This is a genomic window from uncultured Bacteroides sp., from assembly GCF_905207245.1.
In the GTDB taxonomy this organism is placed as follows: Bacteria; Bacteroidota; Bacteroidia; order Bacteroidales; family Bacteroidaceae; genus Bacteroides.
Genome location: NZ_CAJLKP010000027.1, coordinates 38352 through 64350 on the forward strand (window position 1 = coordinate 38352; position 25999 = coordinate 64350).

General features: G+C 46.0%; 20 protein-coding genes. 11 read left to right on the plus strand and 9 right to left on the minus strand.

Features of this window, described 5'->3' with window-relative positions:
* Positions 1-75: 75 nt before the first annotated feature.
* Genes QZ135_RS10350 through QZ135_RS10365 form a run of 4 tightly spaced genes read right to left on the minus strand, consistent with a single transcriptional unit; the run spans position 76 to position 3476 of the window.
* On the minus strand, positions 76-1758 hold the full coding sequence (locus QZ135_RS10350) for an ABC transporter ATP-binding protein (protein ID WP_294608662.1): 1683 nt from the start codon (positions 1756-1758) through the stop codon (positions 76-78).
* A gap of 50 nt (positions 1759-1808) precedes the next feature.
* Positions 1809-2075 (minus strand): PqqD family protein, encoded by a 267-nt coding sequence (locus tag QZ135_RS10355; protein WP_294608664.1) that lies wholly within the window; start codon positions 2073-2075, stop codon positions 1809-1811.
* Positions 2076-2095: 20 nt separating this feature from the next.
* Complete coding sequence (locus tag QZ135_RS10360) at positions 2096-2551, minus strand: S24/S26 family peptidase (RefSeq protein ID WP_294608666.1); 456 nt, start codon at positions 2549-2551, stop codon at positions 2096-2098.
* Positions 2552-2555: 4 nt separating this feature from the next.
* Positions 2556-3476 carry a hypothetical protein gene (locus QZ135_RS10365; protein WP_294608668.1) on the minus strand — a complete coding sequence of 307 codons (921 nt, stop codon included), beginning with the start codon at positions 3474-3476 and terminating at the stop codon, positions 2556-2558.
* 260 nt (positions 3477-3736) lie between these two features.
* On the opposite strand from QZ135_RS10365, the gene QZ135_RS10370 reads away from it, so the two are divergent.
* The 8 genes from QZ135_RS10370 (at position 3737) to rodA (ending at position 15526) form a co-directional block, all read left to right on the plus strand.
* On the plus strand, positions 3737-5704 hold the full coding sequence (locus tag QZ135_RS10370) for an ABC-F family ATP-binding cassette domain-containing protein (RefSeq protein ID WP_294608671.1): 1968 nt from the start codon (positions 3737-3739) through the stop codon (positions 5702-5704).
* A gap of 29 nt (positions 5705-5733) precedes the next feature.
* Positions 5734-7770: a M13 family metallopeptidase gene (locus QZ135_RS10375; protein WP_294608673.1), complete on the plus strand. Its 2037-nt coding sequence runs from the start codon at positions 5734-5736 to the stop codon at positions 7768-7770.
* A 312-nt stretch (positions 7771-8082) separates the two neighbouring features.
* Positions 8083-9606, plus strand: coding sequence for a bifunctional phosphoribosylaminoimidazolecarboxamide formyltransferase/IMP cyclohydrolase (purH, locus tag QZ135_RS10380; protein WP_294608675.1), 1524 nt, complete (start codon positions 8083-8085; stop codon positions 9604-9606).
* Between the two features lie 115 nt (positions 9607-9721).
* Positions 9722-10744: a rod shape-determining protein gene (locus QZ135_RS10385; RefSeq protein ID WP_009132050.1), complete on the plus strand. Its 1023-nt coding sequence runs from the start codon at positions 9722-9724 to the stop codon at positions 10742-10744.
* A gap of 9 nt (positions 10745-10753) precedes the next feature.
* Positions 10754-11596, plus strand: a complete 843-nt coding sequence (gene mreC, locus QZ135_RS10390) for a rod shape-determining protein MreC (protein WP_294608677.1) — start codon at positions 10754-10756, stop codon at positions 11594-11596.
* 115 nt (positions 11597-11711) lie between these two features.
* Positions 11712-12212 (plus strand): rod shape-determining protein MreD, encoded by a 501-nt coding sequence (gene mreD / locus QZ135_RS10395; protein ID WP_294608678.1) that lies wholly within the window; start codon positions 11712-11714, stop codon positions 12210-12212.
* Position 12213: 1 nt separating this feature from the next.
* Complete coding sequence (gene mrdA / locus QZ135_RS10400; RefSeq protein ID WP_294608681.1) at positions 12214-14079, plus strand: penicillin-binding protein 2; 1866 nt, start codon at positions 12214-12216, stop codon at positions 14077-14079.
* A complete protein-coding gene (gene rodA / locus QZ135_RS10405; RefSeq protein ID WP_294608683.1) occupies positions 14060-15526 on the plus strand; it encodes a rod shape-determining protein RodA in 1467 nt (488 codons plus the stop codon). Before mrdA ends, rodA begins: the two co-directional genes overlap by 20 nt.
* On the opposite strand, the gene QZ135_RS10410 is transcribed toward rodA, so the two are convergent.
* The 5 genes from QZ135_RS10410 to QZ135_RS10430 form a co-directional block, all read right to left on the minus strand.
* Positions 15515-16000, minus strand: a complete 486-nt coding sequence (locus tag QZ135_RS10410; protein WP_294608685.1) for a gliding motility lipoprotein GldH — start codon at positions 15998-16000, stop codon at positions 15515-15517. The two genes, rodA and QZ135_RS10410, sit on opposite strands and share 12 nt — an antisense overlap.
* On the minus strand, positions 15978-17408 hold the full coding sequence (gene ricT, locus QZ135_RS10415; protein ID WP_294608687.1) for a regulatory iron-sulfur-containing complex subunit RicT: 1431 nt from the start codon (positions 17406-17408) through the stop codon (positions 15978-15980). The genes QZ135_RS10410 and ricT overlap by 23 nt, the downstream gene beginning before the upstream one ends.
* A 44-nt stretch (positions 17409-17452) precedes the next feature.
* Positions 17453-18571, minus strand: coding sequence for a DNA polymerase III subunit (locus tag QZ135_RS10420; protein WP_294608689.1), 1119 nt, complete (start codon positions 18569-18571; stop codon positions 17453-17455).
* A 51-nt stretch (positions 18572-18622) separates the two neighbouring features.
* Complete coding sequence (gene metF / locus QZ135_RS10425; protein ID WP_294608691.1) at positions 18623-19576, minus strand: methylenetetrahydrofolate reductase [NAD(P)H]; 954 nt, start codon at positions 19574-19576, stop codon at positions 18623-18625.
* Between the two features lie 93 nt (positions 19577-19669).
* The gene (locus QZ135_RS10430; protein WP_294608693.1) at positions 19670-21568 is read right to left on the minus strand and encodes a fimbrillin family protein; all 1899 of its coding nucleotides are present in this window, start codon (positions 21566-21568) and stop codon (positions 19670-19672) included.
* Between the two features lie 400 nt (positions 21569-21968).
* Between QZ135_RS10430 and metA the strand changes: the two genes are divergently transcribed.
* From metA to QZ135_RS10445, 3 genes are all read left to right on the plus strand, one after another.
* A complete protein-coding gene (gene metA / locus QZ135_RS10435) occupies positions 21969-22886 on the plus strand; it encodes a homoserine O-succinyltransferase (RefSeq protein ID WP_294608695.1) in 918 nt (305 codons plus the stop codon).
* Between the two features lie 87 nt (positions 22887-22973).
* Complete coding sequence (locus QZ135_RS10440) at positions 22974-24878, plus strand: U32 family peptidase (protein WP_294608697.1); 1905 nt, start codon at positions 22974-22976, stop codon at positions 24876-24878.
* A gap of 22 nt (positions 24879-24900) precedes the next feature.
* Complete coding sequence (locus QZ135_RS10445; protein WP_294608699.1) at positions 24901-25914, plus strand: hypothetical protein; 1014 nt, start codon at positions 24901-24903, stop codon at positions 25912-25914.
* Positions 25915-25999: the final 85 nt, after the last annotated feature.

Here is a 25999-nt window from a genome sequence, read left to right on the forward strand (position 1 = left end):
TTGCGAAAGTAATTTTAAATTGTAATGAGAGGGAGTCATCGTGAGATGGTTCCCTTTTTTAATTACTTTCCCTTCTTAGAGGCGTATGCTGGCTTCGCAGGATTCTGCTACGGCGGGGTGGTGGGTGATGAAGATAAAAGTCTTTCCTGTGCAGTCTCTGCGCAGGTTCTTTATTAATTGCCGTTCGGTTTCGGGGTCGAGGGCGGAAGTGGCTTCATCTAATAATAAGATGTGTCCCGGGCGGAGGAGTGCACGGGCGATGGCGATGCGTTGGGCTTGTCCTTCGCTGAGGCCGCCACCTTGTTCGTTGAGACTGGTGTCGATGCTTTGCGGAAGAGAAAAGACAAAGTCGGCACAAGCGGTGCGGAGGGATTGGAGCATCTGGGTTTCCGTGGCATGAGGATTACCCATGAGGAGATTGTCACGGATAGTACCACTGAAAAGGGTATTTCCCTGGGGAACGTAGACGAAGTTGGCACGTGTTTGTGGAGAAACCTTGAGAGTTGAGAGTTGAGGCAATGCTGCGTTGACAGATGAAGAATTGTGGTTACTTGCAGGGCCTAAAAATCTTTTGCCTATAAGAGTGATGTCTCCTTCTTGAGGGGTAGTGAGAGCGAGTAACAGACGGATAAGAGTGGTCTTACCGGCACCCGTCTCACCTAAAACAGCAGTACAACTTCCGGCGGGGAAGTTGCAGGAGAAATGATTCAGTATAGGGCGGTCGCCTGGCGAATAACTGAAGGTAATATCCTTTAGTTGCAAATCCGGCGTTGTTTCAAAGAATTCCGATTCTCCGGTCGTTTCAGCAGGCAGTTCTTCCAGTTCCATTAATCGCTCCACGGCGGTGAGGGCGTTGATAAACGAAGGCAGCAGGCGCGAAAGGTCGAGTGCAGGGCGTTGCACTTTGCCTACTAATTGTAGGAAAGCAGTCATCGTTCCGAAGGTTATGCTGCCTGTGCTGAGGCGGACGGCTCCCCAAAGAAAAGCAGTGAGATAACCGCCGGAGAATGCGAAGGCTACCAGTGTGCGTGCCGATAATGAAAAGCGGGTGCGTCCGAATATCTGGCTACGGAGAGCATCTTGCAAGTCATCCAATTTATTGATATGCCGTTCGCCCTGTTCCAGTGTTTTGATAACAGTGCGGTGTTGCAGGCTCTCCTGGATGACGGATTGAATACGGCTATCACTTTGCCGGATTTCCCGGGTATAGCGGCGCATCCGTTTCATGTAGAAGCGGCTGCCGAGAAGAAAAATAGGTAGGATTCCTACAACTACCCATGGCAGGGACGGGTCGAGTAGACAGAAGAAAATGAATGCAGCCAGTAACTGGACAATGGTGACAATAAAAGCGGGGATTGTACTGGTCAGTAGTCCTACGATGGCGGCAGTGTCCTGCTCCACCCGGTTTACGATGTCTCCGGTGTGGAAACGTTCCAGTTCGTTCCAACGGCTTTGCAGTAGTCGGGAGAAGAGACGGTGGCGCAAGGCATTTCCGGCTTCTACCTGCATACGGGCACTGAGCCAAGTGTCGGCGGCACTGCAAAGAAGCTGTGCTATCAGTAGGGCGATGGTGAGGAGGGCGGCATGAGTCAGGCGTCCGGTTGCGGCACCTGTGGCGATGTCTATGACGACTTTAGAGGCGTAGATAAATGCAAGAGAGACGCCTACACCGATAATTCCGGTGAAGCAGGAGAGAAGGATGCGTCCTCGTTGTCCGTGGGAGACTTCCCGGACGTATTTTAGCTGCGCTGTCTTCATGCTTTATCTTTTTAATATGATTAGCTACGCGGGAAAGTGTATTGCAATCTTTATTCTATGATTCCGGCTTTCAACCAGTCCTCTGTCACTTGGCGGGCATCGCGTGCGGCGGTGTCGGCTTCTACTTCGTAGTGTTCCGTAAGGTAGGCGGCGAGCGTTTCGGCATCGAACTCTTTATTTTCTACATTTTTCCATAGCCGGGCAGCTGTGGGGTTCAGACTGATGATGTTACTGAAATCTACATTGCCGGTGCCGCTCTGCATGATGACGTATTCGTCACCGACTTGGTGGAGGGTAAAGCCTTTTTTGATTTTCATGGGTGGTATATTTATTAATGTTAGATTCTTCTGAATATCGCCAGCAACCAGCGCCTTATAGGCATCAACTTCATCCACCAGTAGGAATATCGCTGCCAGGTTCGCCCGTTGCAAGGGTATTCCTTGTCTTTGCGTATGGCGGCAATCATGATTCCCATGACATCCGTTATATGGGTCTGTTCGGTTACTTTCAGGTTTCCGTCGCCTAGGAGTGTTAATTCCTGTCCGTTGCGGCGGATGATACGATGGAAGACGATGCGTCCCAGACTTTCCCTTGCCAGAACAACAGCACCCGGTTGCAAGTCTGCTTCGGTGAAGGGACCTACGACGATGCGGTCGCGGCGGTCCACAAGAAAGGGATTCATGCTGTTGCCCCGTATGATTAACGTCACGGTATGCCCTTCGTTGATGAGGCGTGCCACTTCGGGGAGTAATACCTCATTGGGGATGATTCTTTTCTGTTCGTTGCTTATCATTTGCTTACTTGATGGTGTTGAAACTCAGTTCGGCTGCCGCCTTGTCGGGCCGGCATTTCAGATGATAGACCGGCAGGTTGGCGGCAAGAAGTTTCACGGTTTCTATCACGCCATTGTTCAGTTCTTCCACTGCTTTCAGGCAGGAACAGGAGGGCAACAAGGAAGCGAATGCACGTGCTGCCCCTTCCCTTTTTATGATATTTTCCGGTGCCTGCTCCAAGCGGACGAATGCGCCTACCGGAACAGAATCGTTCTTGTAGCAAGGCGTCTTTCCACTCCAGGGCGAACCGTAGACGGTGGCTCCTCCGGTTTCCTTATTATAGTGGACGATAGGATTATCGTCATTCAGTAACTCGCAACCGGGAATATTTTCTAACCACAACCGGGTGTGCGTGCTCTTTCCCGTTCCGCTTTTCCCTAAGAAGAGGTAGCCTTTTCCATCTTTCTTGATGACGGAGGCATGCATCAGCACGGTATCCATGCAGGCAGTCCTGAATGCATACACCATCATCAGTATATTATTGAGTACGAACGCATCTGCTTCTGTGTGGTGCAAAAACAACGTACCTGTGGCAAAGCCGGAGTGGAAACAGGCTGAATATTCTTTAGTATCGTTCGGTGCAAGGATGGTGATGAGGTATGAGTCGGTACCGGTCATTACGCTGATTCTGCACGTGGCACCTTCCCACTCAAACTCTGTGAGCTGGTGGTATTGCGAATTATCTTCCTCGTTACTCCCTTTTTCCAACTGAATGTTGAGTGAGAATATAATCTTACTCTTGCTTTCCGGAATTTCTTTTTCCGGCAACAGGAAAGGGCTCAGGGAAGGGATAAGTTCCTCTGACTTCCAGCCTGGAATAGGAGATGAAGTGCCGAACAGGTAGGGACCTACCCGGAATAGTTGCACATTGCGTTCCTCTTTCATTCTTTTTTTGTATAGTAATTGGGTTGCTGTTTGTATATACGACGTAAAGGTAGATGTATTCTTCTAATTTACCAAAGCTGCCGGAAGGATAATTCATTAGGAAGTTATATCTCTGCGTCTGATATATATTAGTAAATCTGAATCCTCAGTGAAAGTAACAGAAATGTTGTATCAGATGTCTTCTTTCTGACTATAATTTGAAGACAAACTGCCGGAAATGACTACCTTTGCAGTCTTGAACGCTAAATTTCATTGACACTATGATATCAGTAGAAGGACTGAAAGTGGAATTCAACGCCACTCCTTTGTTCGAAGACGTCTCTTACGTTATCAACAAGAAAGACCGCATCGCCCTGGTGGGCAAGAATGGTGCGGGCAAATCTACCATGCTTAAGATACTGGCTGGCTTGCAACAGCCCACTTCAGGCGTTGTTGCCGTTCCCCGCGAATGTACTATTGGCTATCTGCCTCAAGTGATGATTCTCAGCGATGAACACACTGTGATGCAAGAAGCCGAGCTTGCCTTCGAGCACATCTTTGAGATGCAGGCAAACATCGAACGCATGAACCGGCAGCTTGCCGAACGCACTGATTATGACAGCGAGGATTATCATAAACTTATCGACCGCTTCACCCACGAGAACGAACGCTTCCTGATGATGGGCGGCACTAACTTCCGTGCCGAAATAGAACGAACCCTGCAAGGTCTGGGATTCAGCCGTGAGGACTTCGACCGCTCCACTAGTGAGTTTTCCGGTGGTTGGCGTATGCGTATCGAATTGGCAAAGCTCCTGCTTCGCCGTCCCGATGTGCTGTTGCTCGATGAGCCTACCAATCACCTTGATATTGAGAGTATCCAATGGCTGGAAAACTTCCTCTCTACCCGTGCCAATGCGGTAGTGTTGGTAAGTCACGACCGTGCTTTCCTCAACAACGTTACCACACGCACCATCGAAATCACCTGCGGACAGATTTACGACTACAAAGTGAAGTACGATGAGTTTGTCGTGCTGCGGAAGGAACGCCGTGAGCAGCAACTTCGTGCCTACGAAAACCAGCAGAAGCAGATAGAAGACACCGAGGCCTTCATCGAACGTTTCCGCTACAAAGCCACCAAAGCCGTGCAGGTGCAAAGCCGCATCAAGCAACTGGAAAAGATAGACCGCATTGAAGTGGACGAAGAAGATAACTCGGCACTGCGCCTGAAATTTGTTTGCAGCAATCGCAGCGGAAGTTATCCTGTCATCTGTGAGGATGTGGCCAAAGCCTACGGCGACCACGTCATCTTCCATGATGTGAACCTCACCATCAATCGTGGTGAGAAAGTGGCATTCGTGGGCAAGAACGGTGAAGGTAAATCTACTCTCGTGAAGTGCATCATGGACGAGATAACCGATTATACCGGAAAGTTGACTTTAGGACATAATGTCCAGATAGGATACTTTGCCCAGAACCAGGCACAGCTTCTTGATGAAACGCTTACGGTGTTCGATACTATCGACCGTGTGGCAGTGGGGGACATCCGCACCAAGATACGTGATATCCTTGGCGCATTCATGTTCGGCGGCGAGGCTTCCGATAAGAAGGTAAAAGTGCTTTCAGGTGGTGAACGTACCCGTTTGGCTATGATTAAGCTCCTGCTGGAACCCGTGAACTTCCTGATACTGGACGAACCGACCAACCATCTGGATATGCGCTCGAAGGATGTGTTGAAAGATGCTATCCGCGAATTTGACGGTACGGTGATATTAGTCAGCCACGACCGTGACTTCCTTGACGGACTTGCGACTAAAGTATATGAGTTCGGTGGTGGCGTTGTGAAAGAACATCTTGGCGGCATCTACGATTTCCTACAGAAAAAGCAGATAGAAAGCCTGAATGAATTACAGAAATCACCGACACTTTCAGCTTCCCCTTCCAACGGAAAAGAAAGTGCCGATAAGGATGTGGCAGCGCAGCCTTCCGGCGCAAAACTCTCTTACGAAGAGCAAAAGGAACTGAATAAAAAACTCAAGAAGCTGGAACGCCGTGTTGCCGACTGTGAAGAGGAGATAGAACAGACTGAATCCGCCATCGCCATTCTCGAAGCCAAAATGGCAACTCCCGAAGGCGCTTCGGATATGACACTCTACGAACAGCATCAGAAGTTGAAACAACAACTCGACTCCGTGATGGAAGAGTGGGACACCGCCTCTACCGAACTGGAAGAAGCGCGTGGTAACCAATGACATGTATCAACCAATTTAATAATACAAGAATGAGATTTACCAAGTATTTACCTTTCGCTGCAATTTGCCTCATGATGGCGGGATGCGGCACCGGCAAGCAGAAGGCTGAATTGACAGCCGGCATCAAACTTGCCAATCTTGACACGACTGCCCTTCCGGGAAGCAGTTTCTATCAGTACGCCTGTGGCGGTTGGATTGAAAGCCATCCACTTTCGGCTGAGTATTCGCAATATGGTTCTTTCACCGAACTTGCCGAGAACAACCGCAAACAGATACAAGGTCTGATTGAGGAACTTGCCGCCACCCAGCATGAAGCCGGTAGTGTGGCTCAAAAAGTGGGCGACCTTTATAAAATTGCTATGGACAGCGTGAAGTTGAACCAGGAAGGTGTTGCCCCTATCAAAGCCGACCTGGAACAAATAGCCGCTCTAAAGGATAAAAAAGATGTCTATGCCCTATTGGCCAACTTGCGCAAGCAAGGCATCGGCGCTTACCTCGGAATGTATGTTGCTGCCGATGAAATGAACAGTAACGAGAATGCCGTACAAACTTATCAAAGTGGTTTGAGTATGGGCGAACGTGACTATTATCTGGCTACAGACCCTTCTACTACTGCTATCCGCGATGCTTTCCGCACTCATGTGCAGAAGATGTATCAGTTGGCAGGCTTCGATGAGGCTACTGCCAAGAAAGGCATGGAAGTAGTGATGGACGTAGAAACCCGTCTTGCCAAGGCTTTCCGCTCTCGCACCGAACTGCGCGACCCGCATGCCAACTACAACAAGATGAGCATGGAAGAAATAAAGAAGAATTATCCCACTTTCAACTGGGATGCTTATCTGTCAGAGCTTGGCTTGAAGGACGTAAAAGAAATCATCGTAGGTCAGCCTGCCTCTGTGGCTGAGGCAGCCAAGATTCTGGATACATTACCTGTTGACCAGCAATCTCTCTACCTGCAATGGAAACTGATTGATGCTGCCGCCAACTACCTGAATGACGAGATAGCTCAACAAAACTTCGACTTCTACGACCGCACTATGTCCGGAACACAGGAGATGCAGCCTCGTTGGAAGACCGCTGTTTCTGTTGTCAGCTCTGCACTGGGTGAAGCTGTGGGACAGATGTATGTAGAGAAATATTTCCCTGCTGCTGCCAAGGAACGTATGGTTACTCTGGTGAAGAATCTTCAGACGAGCTTGGGCGAGCGAATTAACAACCTGCCTTGGATGAGTGATGAAACCAAACAGAAAGCACAGGAAAAACTGGCCACCTTCCACGTGAAGATTGGCTATCCTGACAAGTGGAAAGACTACTCTACACTGGAAATCAAAGACGACTCATACTGGAATAACATAAAGCGTGCTAACTTATGGAGCTATGCCGAAATGGTTGCAAAAGCTGGCAAACCGGTGGACAAAGACGAATGGCTGATGACCCCGCAAACCGTAAACGCTTATTACAATCCGACAACGAACGAAATCTGTTTCCCTGCCGGTATCCTGCAATATCCGTTCTTCGATATGGAAGCTGACGATGCCTTCAACTACGGTGCTATCGGTGTGGTAATCGGTCACGAAATGACACATGGATTCGACGACCAGGGACGCCAGTACGATAAAGACGGTAACCTGAAAGACTGGTGGACGGAAGAAGATGCCAAGAACTTTGAGAAACGTGCCGACGTGATGGTTGCTTTCTTCGACAGCATCGAAGTGGCTCCGGGCGTACATGCCAACGGGCGTATGACATTGGGTGAGAACATTGCCGACCATGGAGGCCTGCAGGTTTCTTTCCAAGCGTTCAAGAAAGCTACGGCTGCTGCTCCGCTGGAAGTGAAAGACGGTTTCACTCCCGAACAACGCTTCTTCCTGGCTTATGCCAACGTTTGGGCCAACAACACCCGCCCCGAAGCTATCCTGCAATTGACGAAGGTGGATGTACACTCTTTGGGCAAATGGCGTGTAGACGCTGCATTGCCGCACATCGCAGCATGGAATGAGGCATTCGGTATTACTGAAAAAGATCCAATGTTCGTACCGGTGGAAGAACGCGTCTCTATCTGGTAATTACTGCCACCACGTTGGCAAGACTTTGCCACCGTGATGGCAAAACTTTGCCACCGTGATGGCAAAACTTTGCCACTATGATGGCAAGACTTTGCCAATGCGATGGCAAAACTTTGCCACTACGATGGCAAAAATGCTCTGATAATGCAATGATATTCAGAGTTCCTACTTTACGAAAGATAAAGCAAAAGGCAGTAAATCCTAAACAGGATTGCTGCCTTTTTTAATTATACCTAATTTATTGTGTTTGAGTATATGTGCAAATAAACATTTTTAGTACCTTTGCGCATCAAATCGTTAATACGCAAATCCATGTCTGAAACAAAAAAAATTAAAACCGCTCTGGTATCGGTTTATCATAAGGAAGGTTTGGACGAAATAATTACCAAACTGCATGAAGAAGGAGTAGAGTTTCTGTCAACCGGCGGAACTCGTCAGTTTATAGAATCGCTGGGCTATCCCTGCAAGGCAGTGGAAGACCTGACAACTTATCCCTCTATCCTGGGAGGACGTGTGAAAACCTTGCACCCGAAGGTATTCGGTGGTATTCTTTGCCGTCGCGGACTGGAACAGGATATGCAACAGATTGAAAAATATGAAATTCCCGAAATAGACCTTGTAATCGTCGACCTGTATCCGTTTGAAGCTACCGTGGCTTCCGGTGCCGACGAAGCATCTATCATCGAGAAGATTGACATAGGCGGCATCTCCCTGATACGTGCTGCTGCCAAAAACTTTAATGATGTAGTGATTATTGCTTCTCAGGCTCAATACCAGCCGTTCCGCGACATGCTGATGGAACACGGAGCTACTACCTCTATCGAAGAGCGCCGTTGGTTCGCCAAAGAGGCATTTGCTGTTTCTTCTCACTATGACTCGGCCATTTTCAACTACTTCGATGGTGAAGAAGGTTCGGCATTCCGTTGCTCTGCCAACAATCAGAAGACTTTGCGCTATGGGGAAAACCCGCACCAGAAGGGGTACTTCTATGGAAATCTGGAAGGAATGTTCGACCAGATTCATGGGAAAGAGATTTCTTACAATAACCTGCTCGATATCAACGCTGCCGTTGACTTGATAGACGAATTTGAAGATATAACTTTTGCCGTATTGAAGCATAACAATGCCTGTGGTCTGGCTTCGCGCCCCACGGTGCTCGAAGCATGGAACGATGCATTGGCAGGCGACCCGGTATCTGCTTTCGGTGGTGTGCTCATCACGAACGGTGTGATTGACAAGGAAGCTGCCGAGGAAATCAACAAGATTTTCTTTGAAGTAATTATCGCTCCCGACTACGATGTGGATGCACTGGAAATACTGGGACAGAAAAAGAACCGTATCATTCTGGTTCGCAAGCCGACTACGTTGCCGAAGAAACAGTTCCGCTCATTGCTGAACGGCGTACTGGTTCAGGACCGTGACCTGAACATCGAACAGCCGGAAGATTTGAAGACAGTAACCACCAAAGCTCCTACCGCACAGGAAATAGAAGATATGCTCTTTGCAAATAAGATTGTAAAGAACAGCAAGTCCAATGCCATCGTACTGGCAAAAGGCAAACAATTGCTGGCAAGCGGTGTAGGACAGACTTCACGTGTGGATGCTTTGAAGCAAGCTATTGAAAAAGCCAAGAACTTTGGTTTCGACCTGAAAGGTGCCGTGATGGCATCCGACGCTTTCTTCCCCTTCCCCGACTGTGTGGAAATTGCCGGAGGCGAAGGTGTGACTGCTGTTATCCAGCCGGGTGGCTCGATTAAAGACCAACTCTCGTTCGACTATTGCAATGAACATGGCATCGCAATGGTGACTACGGGAATCCGTCATTTTAAACACTAATTAAATTGAGAATTGAGAATTGAAAATTGAGAAATAATATCTTCTCTCACTTTTAATTCTCAGTTCCTAATATGAGTGATATTTTTTAATTTTTAATTCTCAATTTTTAATTTACATGGGATTATTCTCTTTTACGCAAGAAATAGCGATGGACCTTGGTACCGCCAATACCATTATCACAACCAATGGCAAGATTGTGGTGGATGAGCCTTCGGTGGTAGCTCTCGACCGTCGTACCGATAAGATGATTGCCGTGGGTGACAAGGCAAAGATGATGCATGAAAAGACCCACGAAAACATACGTACCATCCGTCCGCTCCGCGACGGTGTAATTGCCGACTTCTATGCTTGTGAGCAAATGATACGCGGTCTGATAAAGATGGTGAATAACCGTAGCCGTCTGTTCTCTCCTTCGCTTCGTATGGTAATCGGTGTCCCTTCAGGTAGTACGGAAGTGGAATTGCGTGCCGTACGCGACTCTGCCGAGCATGCCGGTGGTCGTGACGTTTACCTGATTTTCGAACCTATGGCTGCCGCTATCGGTATCGGTATCGACGTGGAAGCTCCGGAAGGAAACATGATTGTAGACATAGGTGGTGGTTCTACTGAAATCGCCGTTATCTCTTTGGGTGGTATCGTAGCCAATAACTCTATCCGCATTGCCGGTGATGACTTGACTGCTGACATTCAGGAGTACATGAGCCGCCAGCACAATGTGAAAGTCAGCGAGCGTATGGCTGAACGTATTAAGATCAATGTAGGTGCTGCCCTGACCGAACTTGGAGAGGATGCTCCGGAAGATTATATTGTTCACGGACCGAACCGTATCACGGCCCTGCCTATGGAAGTGCCCGTATGCTATCAGGAAGTGGCACACTGTCTGGAGAAATCAATCTCCAAGATTGAAACTGCTATCTTGAATGCGCTGGAAAATACACCTCCCGAATTGTATGCCGATATCGTGCACAACGGTATTTATCTGGCAGGTGGTGGTGCATTGCTCCGCGGACTCGATAAGCGTTTGACAGATAAGATAAACATTCCGTTCCATATTGCCGAAGACCCCTTGCATGCCGTTGCTAAAGGTACAGGTGTTGCATTGAAGAATGTGGATCGTTTCTCATTCCTTATGCGGTAATAAAAGGATATGCGAAATTTACTGAACTTTCTTGTTAAATACAACTACTGGTTCCTCTTTCTATTGTTAGAGGCAGCCAGTTTTGTTTTATTATTCCGCTTCAATTACTATCAGCAGAGCGTGTTTTTTACTTCTGCCAATAGCGTGGCGGGGAAAGTTTATGATATTTCGGGAGCTATCACTTCTTATTTCCACCTGAAAACAACCAATGAAGACCTGCTGGACCGCAACATGTGGCTGGAACAACGGGTGGCATTCCTTGAAAAGACACTGAAAAACAACGGAATGGACTCTGTCAGGCTGTATAGCCTGGAACGGCTCGAACCGGAAGAATATCAGATATTCAAGGCGAATGTGATTAAGAATAGCTTGAACCGGCTGGATAACTATATCACTCTTGACGAGGGAACCAGTGCAGGTATCCGTCCGGAAATGGGTGTGGTAGATGCCAATGGAGTGGTAGGTATTGTTTATAAGACTTCTCAGCATTATTCTACCGTCATTCCGTTGCTGAACAGTAAATCGAGTATTAGTTGTAAGATTGTGGGCAGTGACTATTTCGGCTATTTGAAGTGGGAATATGGAGATTCCCGTTTCGCTTATTTGAAGGATTTGCCCCGTCATGCCGAGTTCAACCTGGGCGATACGGTTGTGACAAGCGGTTACTCTACGGTATTTCCCGCAGGAGTCTTAGTGGGCACGGTGGATGATATGTCCGACTCGCACGACGGCCTTTCTTATCTATTAAAGATAAAACTGGCTACGGATTTCGGAAAAGTGAGCAATGTGCGTGTAATTGCCCGTACAGGACAGGAAGAGCAGAAAGCGTTGGAGAAGGAAGAGGAAAAGTGATAGAGTGATGAGATGATAAAGTGATAGGGCGAAAAGTGATAGAATGAAAAATGATAAGAGAATAAACTCCCCTTCATTTTTTAATTTTTAATTTTCAATTTTTAATTTAATAAGTGTGGTCATCAATTATCTGCATAAATTAGGTTGGTTTATTGGTTTGGTGCTATTGCAGGTGCTGATACTGAACAATGTGCATATTGCCGGATATGCCACTCCTTTTCTATATATCTATCTCATACTGAAGTTCGAGTCGGAAACGCCGAGAAATGCCTTAATGCTATGGGCGTTCTTCCTGGGACTGACAGTGGACATTTTCTCGGATACGCCGGGCATGAATGCGGCGGCTACGGTAGCGCTGGCATTCTTGCGGCCTACTTTCCTGCGATTGTTTGTGCCGCGAGATACATTAGAGAACATCGTTCCTTCGATAAAGTCGATGGGAATTGCTCCCTTTCTGAAATATTTGGTTGTCAGTGTTTTTGTTCATCATGCAATATTACTTACCATAGAATTCTTTTCGTTCGCCCACATCGGAACGTTGCTACTGAGAATTGTGGCAAGTGCGTTGCTGACTATAACCTGCATAATGGCTATAGAAGGAGTGAGGAAAAAGTAAAATGGCTAAAAACTACGTACTCGAAAAGCGGAAATTGGTGATAGGTGGGGTGGCGATTGTGATTGTCATCATCTATATTATGCGTCTTTTTGTGTTGCAAGTCATGACTGATAGTTACAAAAAGAATGCAGATAGCAATGCTTTTCTTAATAAAATCCAGTATCCTTCGCGTGGTGCGATTTATGATCGTAATGGAAAGTTGTTGGTGTTCAATCAGCCGGCATATGATATTACGTTTGTGCCACGAGAGGTGACGCAACTTGATACACTGGATTTTTGCCGTACACTGAATATTACCAAAGAACAGCTTCTTAAGCGAATGGCGGATGTGAGGAACCGCTGGATGAACCCTGGCTACTCAAGATATACGCATCAGGTTTTTATGACGCAGCTCTCGGCGGAAGAGTGCGGTGTGTTTCAGGAGAAACTTTTCAAATTCCCCGGTTTCTATATTCAGAGGCGTACTATCCGGCAATATACATATGATGCCGCCGGACATGCTTTGGGGGATATTGGTGAAGTGTCAATGAAAGATATCGAAGCGGATGACTACTATATTCGTGGTGACTATATAGGCAAGCAGGGAATAGAAAAGTCTTATGAGAAATACCTGCGTGGAGAGAAAGGAGTTGAAATTCTTCTTCGTGATGCACATGGACGTATTCAGGGACATTATATGGATGGAAAGTTGGATCGTTCGTCTGTGCCGGGTAAGAATCTCACGTTAGGGTTGGATATTGAGTTGCAGAGATTGGGCGAACGCCTGATGAAGAACAAAATTGGTGCGATTGTAGCCATTGAACCGGAGACGGGGGAAATTCTTTGTCTTGTATCAGCTCCGAACTTTGATCCGCATTTGATGATTGGTCGTCAACGTGGAAAAAATCATCAGATGTTGCAGATGGATAAGCAAAAGCCTTTATTGAATCGTGCCATTATGGGATCTTATCCGCCGGGTTCTACTTTTAAGACAGCACAGGCTTTGACTTTCCTGCAAGAAGGAATTATTCAGCCTTCCACATCTTTCCCTTGTTCTCATGGGTTTGTTTATGGTGGTTTGCGGGTAGGCTGTCATGGACATGGGTCGCCATTGCCACTGATTCCGGCAATCGCTACCTCTTGTAACGCTTACTTCTGTTGGGGACTTTATCGCATGTTTGGTGACCGGAAGTATGGTTCGCCACAAAATGCGATTACAGTCTGGAAAGATCATATGGTTTCCCAGGGATTCGGCTATCGATTAGGTACGGACCTTCCCGGAGAAAAGCGTGGATTTATTCCGAATGCAGGTGTGTATGATAAAGCCTATCGCGGTTCGTGGAACGGACTGACGGTAATCAGTATTTCTATCGGTCAGGGTGAAGTATTGAGCACTCCTTTGCAAATGGCGAATCTGGCGGCTACCATTGCCAACCGTGGCTATTTCGTAACCCCTCATATTGTAAAGGAAATCCAGGAAGCAGAGTTGGACAGCATCTATCGGGAACGTCGGTATACTTCTATTGACCGGCAGTATTATGAAGAAATAGTAGAAGGTATGCGGGCAGCAGTAACAGGTGTTACCGGAAGTGCTACTTGTCGCATTGCGGGGACTATTCTGCCCGGTGTGGAAATATGCGGAAAGACCGGTACGGCACAAAACCGCGGACATGACCACTCCGCATTTATTGGTTTTGCACCTATGGATAAGCCAAAGATTGCCATTGCCGTTTATGTGGAAAATGGCGGTTGGGGGGCTACTTATGGAGTACCTTATGGTGCTCTGATGATGGAACAGTATTTGAACGGAAAACTTTCGCCTGCCAGTGAGGCACGGGCGGAAGAGATGAGTAACCGTGTTATAATGTATGGTAACGAGGAGAGATAGTATATGGAAATCATTGGATTGGGTGACGATTTGCGTTTATCTGATTCTTATCGTATTTGGATGGTTCAGTGTCTGCGGGGCAAGTTATGACTATGGCGACCGCGACTTTTGGGATTTCTCAACCCGTGCGGGTAAGCAGTTGGTGTGGATTATCTGTTCTTTCGGTTTAGGGTTTGTATTGCTGATGTTGGATGATGATATCTATGATATGTTTGCCTACCTGATTTATATAGCGCTTGCCATATTGCTTGTAGTTACCATATTTATAGCTCCTGATACCAAGGGCTCCCGGTCGTGGCTGGTGATGGGACCTGTCAGTTTGCAGCCGGCAGAGTTTGCCAAGTTTGCCACGGCATTAGCACTTGCCAAGTATATGAATTCCTATTCGTTCACCATGAAGAACTGGAAGAACATACTGATGATGGTTTCTCTTATCCTACTCCCGATGGTGCTGATTATCCTGCAACGAGAAACGGGTTCTGCACTGGTATACACTGCATTTTTTCTGGTATTGTACCGGGAAGGGATGCCGGGTGTGGTGTTATTCTCCGGCTTGTGTGCGGTTGTCTATTTTGTGGTAGGCATCCGTTTCGATCAGGTATTTATTGCCGATACACCGACACCGATAGGGGAGTTCGCAGTGCTGTCTATGGTACTTTTGTCTGCTGCAGGTATGGTATGGGTGTATAAAAAAAAGTGGGAACCTGTACGCAATATACTATTGGTTACGGTGGGGGTGTTACTGATAGCTTATATTATCTCAGAACATGTGGTTCCGTTCAATCTGGTTTGGGTACAGTGGGGATTATGCATTCTGGTGGTAGGGTATCTTATTTTTCTTTCTTTGAGTGAGCGACATCTCAGCTATTTCCTGATAGGCTTGTTTGCTATCGGTTCTATCGGTTTTCTGTATTCAAGTGATTATTTCTTTAATAAAGTACTGGAACCGCATCAACAGATTCGTATCAAGGTAGTATTGGGTATGGAGGAAGATTTGACTGGTGCAGGATACAATGTGAATCAGTCTAAAATTGCTATCGGTTCGGGAGGATTGACCGGGAAGGGATTCCTGAATGGTACGCAGACCAAACTGAAATATGTGCCCGAACAGGATACGGATTTTATTTTCTGCACGGTAGGCGAGGAGGAAGGATTTATCGGTTCTACTGCCGTATTGCTTCTATTCCTTATATTGATACTTCGCCTGATAGCTGTGGCGGAACGGCAACCGTCTGTTTTCGGCAGGGTGTATGGCTATTCGGTGCTCAGTATATTCTTGTTCCACCTATTTATAAATATAGGTATGGTACTGGGATTGACGCCTGTGATTGGTATCCCTCTACCATTCTTTAGTTATGGCGGCTCCTCTCTCTGGGGCTTCACTATCCTGTTGTTCATCTTCTTGCGAATTGATGCAGGACGTAAAAAAAGACTTTCAGCGTTTTAATTTAATTCCTATGTCATTGATGCCGGGAAGTACTTCGTCCGGTAGCAGGTGTGTGATTTTAAAGCGGTATTCTCCGACTTTTCCAATGCGAATAAGTCCTGCGGAGAGTGTCGATTGATATAATCCGCCCCAACCGTCACCCAGCCAGATGCCTGCACTGTCGGCAAGTTTCAGTTCTAATGTATCCCTTTTGATGTTCTGGGCTTCCGGGCTGTCGTAATAAATAAGAAGAGGCAGGTTCTGATAAGGATAATTGTTTCGGTTTCTGACTTCTACGGATACGTTGTAGAGCGTAGCGGAGTCCGGAACCATCACATTGAAGAATAGTGTATCTTTCCTCTGCCACCCTTCCGTTGGCAGAGATTGAAAGGTATGATATACCGTCTGTTCGTCGCAAGCCATGCAGAGGCTTGCGGCAAACAGTAGTATCAAACTCTTTTGGAGAAACGTCTTATGCTTGAGCTGGCTTTTCATTTCCGGCTGGTTTCTCTCCTTGTTGTCTGGGTGAATTATTGGGTCTGGCGCCTTTGTCGTTGCGCTGACCGTTCTCGCGTTGCCCGTCGCCCCGTTCACGATTATTCCTTGGCGGCTTGTTACGTCTGGGCTGTTCTCCTTGCTGCCGGTCTCTTTGCGGCTTGGCTTGGTCACTTTGCTGTCTAGGCTGTTCGTTCTGAGGTCTGGCACCATTTGGGGATCTAAAGTCTCCTTGCGGACGTTGTCTGGGTTGTTGTTCCGCAGGTTGGTTAGGGTTTCCTTTTTTCTTTTTCTTGCGGTTATTATTGCCGTTTCCGCCACCGTTATTCTCTCCGCCGTTCTTTGCCTTGCGGCTACGATCGAACCGAGTGAGACTTTCTTGTTCCAGCAAGTCTACCGGCTTTTTAGATTCTACACGGCGTGTTTCTTCTATGAGACTGTCAGGTTTAGTACCCCTCTTGTTCATGCCGATGATTTCGAACGCACGTTTACCGCTGATAGTTACCAGATTGGCAGGAATATTTTTGTCGGTAGAGTATGTTATCTGGTTACTCAGAATATCCGCTTTAAAGAAATAGAATGTACCGTCTTTAGTTTCCAGTTCGATTTCTCTGGAAGGGAGGCGCTTCTGCGCTTCTACATAGCAGTCTACTTCGTAGTTGAGACAACATTTCAGTTTGGCGCATTGTCCTGCCAACTTTTGAGGATTGAGGGAAATATCCTGATAACGTGCCGCACTTGTAGATACCGACACGAAGGAAGTCATCCAGGTTGCGCAACAAAGTTCACGTCCACAGGGACCGATGCCTCCGATGCGTCCGGCTTCCTGGCGCGCACCGATTTGTTTCATCTCAATGCGTACATGGAAAGCGTCAGCCAGTACTTTAATGAGCTGACGGAAGTCCACACGTTCATCGGCAATGTAATAGAAGATTGCTTTATTGCCGTCTCCCTGATATTCCACATCACCGATTTTCATATTGAGGTTTAGGTTGAGGGCAATTTGGCGGGCACGTATCATCGTGCTGTGCTCGCGGTCTTTCGCCTCGTTATACTTGTCCATATCTACCTGTTTTGCCTTGCGGTAGATACGTTTGATGTCAGCTTCGGATTTGATATTTGCTTTCCTCATTTGTAACGGAACGAGCCGTCCGGTCAAGGTTACTACGCCGATATCATGTCCCGGTGTTGCTTCTACGGCTACGATGTCTCCCTTTTCAAGAGGTATACGGTTGCTGTTGCGGAAGTACCCTTTGCGGGTATTCTTGAACTGTACCTCCACCATGTCGCTCTCTTCTCCGTTTCCGGGGATGTCAGCCAACCAGTCGTAGGTGTTCAGTTGCTTGTCCTGTCTGCAACAACTTTTGCAACAGAGACCTCCACTTCCGTTATGTAGTTTAAAATCCATCTTTTTATTTATGATTTAGCTATTTACAATTATATATCTGGTTTCTACTGTTTAAGTAGAACAATCATTTTTAATGAAAAATCAAAGAATACCATCCGGGCATTTACGTTCTGCTCGATGTGTATCTGTGCTTCACTCAGTTCGTCCATCATCCCCATCACGTTCCGTTCGTTGATGAAAGGAGCGAAGCGGGTGGCAAAGTTCTGCTCAGGCAAGGTCATGTAGTTCATCTCCTTGTTGTGCAGATTGTAGATGAAATTCTCACGAATCATACGTTGGGCATATGCCAGGAAATTCTTCTGCCGTTCGCGTCCTATGCCTGCGAGTTGTTCGCTCCACTGCTTCATTTCCCGTATCTTTCGTTGATAGGAGAGACGCATGAGGCTGACGAATAGTTCAAAGAACAATTCATTTTCCTCATTCAGATGGATGGTTTCCAACGCTTTAATGAAGTCACCATTGGCAAGATGTGCCAAGGTGAAGCTATCGTTGGGACGTACACCGTATTTCTGTTGCAAAGCATTGGCAATGTCTGTTTCTTCTATCTTGCGGATATTGAAACGTTGCGTACGGCTTAGGATGGTTGGTAAAATCATGTCCGGAGTCTCGGATACCAATAGAAATACTGTCTTTTCAGGTGGCTCTTCCAGAAGTTTCAGCAATTTGTTGGCACAGACTACGTGCATCTTTTCCGGTAACCATACGATAGTGACTTTGTATCCGCCTTCGCTTGACTTCAAACTGAGTTTTCGTACAATTTCATCACTTTCCTTTGCGTAGATGATGGCTTGCCCATTTTCGGCATCCATCTCATTGAGCCAGTGGTTGAGGCTGAAATAGGGGCTGTTTAATATCAAGTGCCGCCAGTCGGCTATATAGTCATCACAAACTTCCTTTTTCCCTTTCTTTACGATGGGGAAGACAAAGTGCACATCAGGATGTACCAGTTTGTTCCATTTTACACAAGAAGGACAAGTTCCGCAAGCATCTGTTTTGGTACGATTCGGGCAACAAATGTAACGGGCATAGGCCATTGCCAACGGAAGTTTTCCTACCCCCGATGGACCGCAAAATAGTTGTGCATGAGGGATGCGTCCTTCTTGCACTTCTTGTCTTAATCGCTCTTTAGCGGCTTCCTGTCCTATTACATCTTTGAAAAACACGATATTATCTACGATTTACATTGTTCTTAACTTCCAACTCTCAACTTCTTTTTAGTAGACCAGTTTTGCAACTTCTTTTATACTATCTACGGCACCAATGGAATAGAAGTGAATGCTTGGCACACCATACCCTACTAATTCTTTGCATTGTTGCACACACCATTCGATACCTACTTGCTTGGCCTCTTCATCTGTTTTGCACTTCATAGCTTCACGTGCCAGCTCTTCGGGCAGGTCTACCTTAAAGGTCTTGGGTATCATGCTGATTTGAGATATTTTCTTGAATGGTTTGATGCCGGGAATAATAGGGATGGTAACACCTGCTTTCTGTGCGCGTTTCACGAAGTCGAAATATTTTCGGTTATCATAGAAAAGCTGTGTGACGGCATACTCTGCGCCTGCTTCCATCTTCTTTTTTAACCAATAAATGTCAGTATCTATATTGGGCGCTTCTTCATGTTTCTCTGGATAGCACGCCACACCATAGGAAAACGGTGTATTCGTCACCTTCATTTCCGAACCATCTACGAAGATGCCTTTATTGAAATTGTTGATTTGTTCCTGTAATTCGATGGCGTGGTGATAACCGTCGCCTTCGGGAGTAAATACCGATTCATGCTTTGCCTTGTCTCCACGTAAAACAAGTAAGTCCGTGATGCCGAGAAATTGTAAGTCAAGCAGCACATATTCCGTTTCTTCACGGGTGAAACCACTGCAAAGAAGATGAGGGACTACGGTGATGTTGTATTTATTTTGGATAGCACCGGCTACGGCAACAGTTCCCGGACGGCGGCGTAAGCGATTGCGTTGAAACAAGCCATTACCCAGGTCTTTGTATACATATTCGCTGCGATGCGTGGTAATATTGATGTATTTAGGGTCAAATTCCCGTAAAGTATCTATGGTTTCGTACAGCTTTTCGATGCCTGTGCCTTTCAGCGGTGGCAGTATTTCAAAAGAGAAAGCTGTCTTCTCATTGCTGTGTATCAGGTCGATAATTTTCATTTCTTTTTCGTTGTCTTTGTTCGGTGAACAAAACTATTTGTACATTGGGAACAAAAATACGAAAAAGAAATGAGATATGCTTTTTTTATCCGGCTATTCTTTTATACAGCGTATCGAAAGGGCTTTATAATAACTAGCTTTCGAAACGAGAGTATTGCCTGAATCACATAAGTTACTACTTCCGGTAAAGAAAGCTGTTTGCTCTGGTATACTACTACTACCATCTTCATAGTCTAATGTCCAGTAACCTACTAATTTGTTTTTAAGCAGATGCTGTCCATCACCCCACATGCCTGCCGGATATACGGCAAACCCGGTCAGATTGGAAGCCGGGCAAACAGGTTTACCTTCTGTTGACGCTTCCCAAGCTCCGGTTTTTATTAAAGAGGCATCATTCCCTATATAAGCTTTTAAGGAATTCCAATCATTCGTATTGGGAATTTTCCATCCTGCTGGTGCTAAATTGTTTTTAAGTACAGCCTCACCATTATAGAAATAAGTTTCATAATCTTTGGGCTTGAAGTAACTCGCCCCTTTTCCCAAATTTGTTTGTTTGCTTAAAGTAGTACCATCCCTATATGCCGTTGCATGTAAATCTTCTCCCATCCAGTATTGTGTACCAACTTTTACAATCGAATACTCGCTGGTATTTCCATTACGTATATCTCTGATGGTATGACTGACAATATCTATGCTGATGGGGTTTTCCGGTTCTTCTAATAAAATAGTACCTTCTGCATTGAGATAGAACTTATTAATGAATGGGGAACTACCTTCTGTGTAGCTGAAACTATTTTTATCCATATCCCACTTTATTATTCCACCATTTATGGCTTCCTTTTCGTCTTGTAGTTGCAGAACGGTGCCGTGACTCAGATCACTTAGTTCATCTTCTTTAACCGGATATACAATGATAGCTTTAGAAGTGATTTTGTCAGATTTCAGATACTCTTTGCAAACTTCTGCTATAGGCTTTCCCCCATGATAAACCCTATATACATTTGATTGGGAAAAAGATAATGCTGCGAGACGAATGGTGGTGATGCTTCCTTGATTATCAGTATCTTTATTTTCCCCATTCACCCAGTCGTCAACTTTACTGGCTATTCCGGTAAGGGTGTGACTTGTAGCCTGCATAGCTGTAATATTTATTTGGCATTGCGTACTTCCTTGCATGGTTAGCTCCGGCATCGGACAGGTGTACACTTTTCCATTCCATTCCATTGTGAACGATTGTATATCAGGGGATATCTTTTGTGGTATGATAATAAATTCCTTTCCTGTTAAGTTACCACTCATTATATTCCATTCACCATGAGGGATGATATCTGTTTCTTCGGTGAGATTTATAAAAGTATCTGTCTTTGTATCATATTCTGCTTTGGTATTGAAGCCTGTTGCTATAATTCTGGGTTTGGCATTATACATTTTTGTAACGTCTTCTCCGGCACCGGGCGTGATTATGATTTTTATCTTGGTAAATTTATGCTTGTACTGTAGCTCTACTGCGTCTTCACTACTTGCTATATCTTCTTCTGATGCTATTAAAAAGTCAGACAGGACACGATTACTGTCCTTGCTCTGATCGGTTTGGATGGATACGGGAATGGTAGATTTGCCTATGGGAATTCCCGTTTTCTGATAAGGATAATAGCTGATAAAGTCAAGTGTTGCGTCTCCTGCGGGATAGAACACTGTTTTTTCGGGAGTAAATACCTCGTTTTCCCCACATTCCAACCATATATTGTCTATATAGCGTTTTTCTGTGATTGAAGTGGAAGGGAGCATAGCATATAGTCCTACTTTATCTCCTTTTTCGAATGCTGTGTCTGTAACACGAGTGTTGTTGTTATTGACTTTTGTGGAAAACTTGATCGGAATAGTTCCGGAAGAATCCTCCGATTCAATTTCGTTGACACAAGCTGTTAACAGCGGAATAGTACATAGCGATAGGAGCATCAAACTCTTGTTTTTGATGTTTTTTCTATTCATTGTTGTTTGGTTATTGAAATGCATATATGCATTCCGGATTAATACTTAATTTTACTAAGCAATCAATGCATCAGAATATTCGGGGGGATTGAGTAGGACCATAACTGGTATGGAAAAGTCTGTCGGCTTTAAGATGCTAATTATTTGAAGTCACGCTTGAATTCAGGTTCTATTCTATCTTTATGTTCGTCAACGTTAATTAACGTTAGTGGACGTCAAAGGTAAAATTTTATTTTAATGTAATGAAAGAAATATCTCTTTTATGTTCATAATTTTACTTATTATGCTTTGTATGAAGGTGATAAATAAACAGGTTTTACCCTACATTTTCTTTCTTTCGCGGGAGATTTCAAAATTATCACGTACCTTTGTAGTCGAATTAAAGATAATCTGAGGACTTATGCCATTAAATTTACCTGATAAGCTGCCGGCGATAGAGTTGCTGAAAGAAGAGAATATATTTGTCATTGACAACTCGCGCGCCACGCAACAGGACATCCGTCCGTTGCGCATCGTTATCCTGAACTTGATGCCTTTGAAGATTACCACGGAGACAGACCTTGTGCGTTTGCTCTCCAATACACCGCTTCAGGTGGAAATCTCGTTCATGAAAATCAAGAGTCATACATCGAAGAATACGCCTGTTGAACATATGCAGACGTTCTATACTGACTTTGAGAAGATGCGTGGCGAGAAGTACGACGGTATGATTATCACCGGTGCCCCGGTAGAGCAACTGGATTTTGAAGAAGTGACTTACTGGGATGAGATTATGGAAATCTTTGATTGGGCGCGTACGCACGTCACATCTACCCTTTATATATGCTGGGCGGCACAGGCCGGACTCTATCATCATTATGGAGTGCCTAAGTATGCCTTGGATAAGAAGATGTTCGGCATTTTCGAACATCGTCCGTTGCAGCCGCTGCATGCCATTTTCCGCGGCTTCGATGATGTGTTCTATGTTCCACATAGCCGCCATACGGAAGTGCGGAAAGAAGATATCCTGAAAGTGCCGGAACTAACTTTGCTCTCTGAATCGGAAGAGGCAGGCGTGCATCTTGTTGTGGCACGTGGTGGGCGTGAGTTCTTTGTGACCGGGCATTCGGAGTACTCTCCGTTGACACTGGATACAGAATACCGCAGAGATTTAGGCAAAGGACTGCCTATTGAAGTGCCTCGTAATTATTATGTGGATAATGATTTGGACAAAGGTGTGATGGTACGTTGGCGTGCCCATGCCAATTTACTGTTTTCCAATTGGCTGAACTACTTCGTATATCAGGAAACTCCGTATAATATCAACGATATAAAGTAGTTACAAGCTACGAGCTACGAGTGACAAGACTTTGCGGTCATAGCATAGCACTCGTAGCTCGTAGCCTGTAACTTGTAACTAAAAAATATGATAAAGCAACGAAAGATAGAGTTACTGGCTCCTGCCAAAAACATGGAATGCGGCATTGAGGCTATTAATCATGGTGCGGATGCGGTCTACATCGGTGCGCCTAAGTTTGGCGCACGTGCAGCAGCCGGCAATTCGTTGGAAGATATAGCTGCTTTGGTGGCTCATGCCCATTTATATAATGCCCGGATTTATGTGACTGTCAATACGATCTTAAAGGAAGAAGAACTGGAAGAGACAGAGAAAATGATTTGGGATTTGTATCGTGCGGGAGTGGATGCGCTTATTGTGCAAGATATGGGAATCACTCACTTAAACCTGCCACCTATTCCCTTGCACGCCAGTACGCAAATGGATAACCGTACGCCGGAGAAAATACGCTTCCTTGCAGAAGCCGGTTTCCGGCAGGTAGTATTGGCACGTGAGCTCTCCTTGCAGGAAATCAGCCATATTCATAAAGCCTGTCCGGAAGTGCCGTTGGAAGTATTTGTGCATGGGGCACTATGCGTTAGCTATAGTGGACAGTGCTATGTCAGTCAGGCATGCTTTGGGCGTAGTGCCAACCGGGGAGAGTGTGCACAGTTTTGCCGTCTGCCTTTCAGCCTGGTGGATACCGACGGAAAAATAATTGTACGTGATAAGCATTTGCTATCCCTTAAAGATTTGAATCAGAGTGATATGCTGGAAGAACTGCTCGATGCGGGCGCTGCTTCACTTAAAATAGAAGGTCGTCTGAAAGATGTCTCTTACGTAAAGAATGTCACAGCAGCCTATCGCCAGAAGCTGGATACCATCTTTGCCCGCCGCAAAGAATATGTGCGTGCTTCTTCCGGTATCTGCCGTTATACTTTCCGGCCGCAACTGGATAAGAGCTTCAGTCGTGGATTTACTCACTATTTCCTGCATGGACGCAGTGAAGAGATTTTCTCTTTCGATACCCCGAAATCTCTCGGTGAAGAGATGGGAACTATGAAAGAGCAACGTGGAAATTACCTTACGGTAGCCGGACTGAAATCATTTAATAACGGTGATGGCGTATGCTATCTTGATGAACAGGACCGTTTGCAAGGTTTTCGCATCAACCGCGTGGACGGAAATAAACTTTATCCGGCAGGTGAGGTGCCCCGTATCCGTCCGCGAACTGTGCTCTACCGCAACTTCGACCAGGAATTTGAGAAGCTGCTTTCCCGCAAGTCTTCCGAGCGGAAGATTGCCGTATCCTTGCTTTTGGCAGATACGGCTTTTGGCTTTACCCTGACTGCTACGGATGAGGATGATAATAGTGTGACCCTTTCTTTCCCTTATCAGAAAGAACTTGCCCGTACTCCGCAGGCGGATAATCTGCGCACGCAACTCGGCAAATTAGGAAATACTCCCTTTGATGCTTGTCTTCCTGTAGGGGCGAAGTATCATTTGCCCGAAACCCGTTCCGCCATCGAAATATGCTTTTCCGACAACTGGTTTCTCCCTGCTTCCGTCGTAGCCGAATGGCGTCGCCAGGTTATAGAAAAACTCATTACTGACCGCCGCATCAACTACCGTCAGGAACTAGCTGTCTGGAAACCGACCACCCATCCTTTCCCGCTTTCGGAGACTCTGCATAAACCAGCCGCTTTCGGAACTTCATTGACGTATCTTGGCAATGTAATGAACACCCGTGCCGCTTCTTTCTATGCTGACCACGGCATTGCCTCCGTGGCTCTGGCCTATGAGAAGCAATCTGTTCCGGGTGCTGTCCTGATGTTTTGCAAACATTGCCTGCGTTATAGTATGGGTTGGTGTCCTACTTATCAGAAAGGACGTTCACCTTACCGGGAACCTTATTACCTGTCAGGAACCGACGGTAAGCGTTTCCGTCTGGAGTTTGATTGTAAAAATTGTCAGATGAAGGTTTATGCGGAATAAGGAAGTGAAATATGAGTCAGGAATGCGAATCAGCATAGGACTACACAAAGTGTGCCGTTTCTTTTCTTTGCGCAGGTCTGCACTTATCTGTATTTCCTTATTCTTGTGTTTCTGTTTTCTTTCTTGCCGCTATTCTCGTCCCAATCTGGATGAGGAAGGAATGAGTGCCGGGACCCGCGATTCCTTGACTTACCTTTATGACCGCCACTATACGCTGAATACCAATTTGGAAGTGGTGCAGGATTCTGTTGTACTCGCCTGCCTTCCTGTGAAAGATTGCTATAATACCCTTTACAGAGGGGATCGTGTGGTAGTGGCCGAGTTAGCCATTCATCTGGCAGATAGCGTGGATAGCGTCTGGGTGAAGCTGGCCCATACTCAGGATATACAGGGCTGGATTGGTGAGCGGGAGATGATGCAGGCTTTTGTGCCGACGGATAGTATTTCCCAATTCATTTACCTATTCAGTGATACGCATGCATCGTATTTTGTTATTATTTTCGCTTTGTTTGTGGGGGCCTGGATGCTGCGCCTATTCCGACGTAAACAGTTGAAGATGGTTTATTTCAATGATATAGATAGTGTGTATCCGTTGTTGCTTTGCCTGCTGATGGCTTTCAGTGCTACGGTGTACGAGTCCATGCAGGTCTTTGTGCCCGAAACATGGGAACACTTCTACTTTAATCCTACGCTTTCTCCTTTTAAAGTGCCGTTTGTTCTTTCAGTCTTCTTGCTGAGCATCTGGCTGTTTATCATTGTGCTGCTGGCAGTGCTCGATGATCTGTTCCGCCAGCTTTCGCCTGCTGCCGCTATGTTCTATTTGTTGGGGTTGGCATCTTGCTGCATCTTCTGCTATTTCTTCTTTATACTGACTACACAGATTTATATCGGTTACGTCTTCCTTGCCGCTTTCATCTGGATTTTCCTGAAAAAGATGCATACCATACTTGTTGTTTACCGCTATCGTTGCGGTAATTGCGGACAGAAGCTTAAAGAAAAAGGGTGTTGTCCGGGGTGTGGTGCGATTAATGAGTAGGGGGGAGAATTTCTTCGCACACTCTCATTTCCATGCCTTTATACACCACCACAATCTTATGTAGCTGGGTGCTGCCGATGGCGCG

Excerpts from the sequence above, each read along its gene's own strand:
- QZ135_RS10350 (WP_294608662.1), bottom strand. The coding sequence starts at position 1,758 with ATGAAGACAGCGCAGCTAAAATACGTCCGGGAAGTCTCCCACGGACAA.
- QZ135_RS10355 (WP_294608664.1), bottom strand. The coding sequence starts at position 2,075 with ATGAAAATCAAAAAAGGCTTTACCCTCCACCAAGTCGGTGACGAATAC.
- QZ135_RS10360 (WP_294608666.1), bottom strand. The coding sequence starts at position 2,551 with ATGATAAGCAACGAACAGAAAAGAATCATCCCCAATGAGGTATTACTC.
- QZ135_RS10365 (WP_294608668.1), bottom strand. The coding sequence starts at position 3,476 with ATGAAAGAGGAACGCAATGTGCAACTATTCCGGGTAGGTCCCTACCTG.
- QZ135_RS10370 (WP_294608671.1), top strand. The coding sequence starts at position 3,737 with ATGATATCAGTAGAAGGACTGAAAGTGGAATTCAACGCCACTCCTTTG.
- QZ135_RS10375 (WP_294608673.1), top strand. The coding sequence starts at position 5,734 with ATGAGATTTACCAAGTATTTACCTTTCGCTGCAATTTGCCTCATGATG.
- purH (WP_294608675.1), top strand. The coding sequence starts at position 8,083 with ATGTCTGAAACAAAAAAAATTAAAACCGCTCTGGTATCGGTTTATCAT.
- QZ135_RS10385 (WP_009132050.1), top strand. The coding sequence starts at position 9,722 with ATGGGATTATTCTCTTTTACGCAAGAAATAGCGATGGACCTTGGTACC.
- mreC (WP_294608677.1), top strand. The coding sequence starts at position 10,754 with ATGCGAAATTTACTGAACTTTCTTGTTAAATACAACTACTGGTTCCTC.
- mrdA (WP_294608681.1), top strand. The coding sequence starts at position 12,214 with ATGGCTAAAAACTACGTACTCGAAAAGCGGAAATTGGTGATAGGTGGG.
- rodA (WP_294608683.1), top strand. The coding sequence starts at position 14,060 with ATGGTAACGAGGAGAGATAGTATATGGAAATCATTGGATTGGGTGACG.
- QZ135_RS10410 (WP_294608685.1), bottom strand. The coding sequence starts at position 16,000 with ATGAAAAGCCAGCTCAAGCATAAGACGTTTCTCCAAAAGAGTTTGATA.
- ricT (WP_294608687.1), bottom strand. The coding sequence starts at position 17,408 with ATGGATTTTAAACTACATAACGGAAGTGGAGGTCTCTGTTGCAAAAGT.
- metF (WP_294608691.1), bottom strand. The coding sequence starts at position 19,576 with ATGAAAATTATCGACCTGATACACAGCAATGAGAAGACAGCTTTCTCT.
- QZ135_RS10430 (WP_294608693.1), bottom strand. The coding sequence starts at position 21,568 with ATGAATAGAAAAAACATCAAAAACAAGAGTTTGATGCTCCTATCGCTA.
- metA (WP_294608695.1), top strand. The coding sequence starts at position 21,969 with ATGCCATTAAATTTACCTGATAAGCTGCCGGCGATAGAGTTGCTGAAA.
- QZ135_RS10440 (WP_294608697.1), top strand. The coding sequence starts at position 22,974 with ATGATAAAGCAACGAAAGATAGAGTTACTGGCTCCTGCCAAAAACATG.
- QZ135_RS10445 (WP_294608699.1), top strand. The coding sequence starts at position 24,901 with ATGCGAATCAGCATAGGACTACACAAAGTGTGCCGTTTCTTTTCTTTG.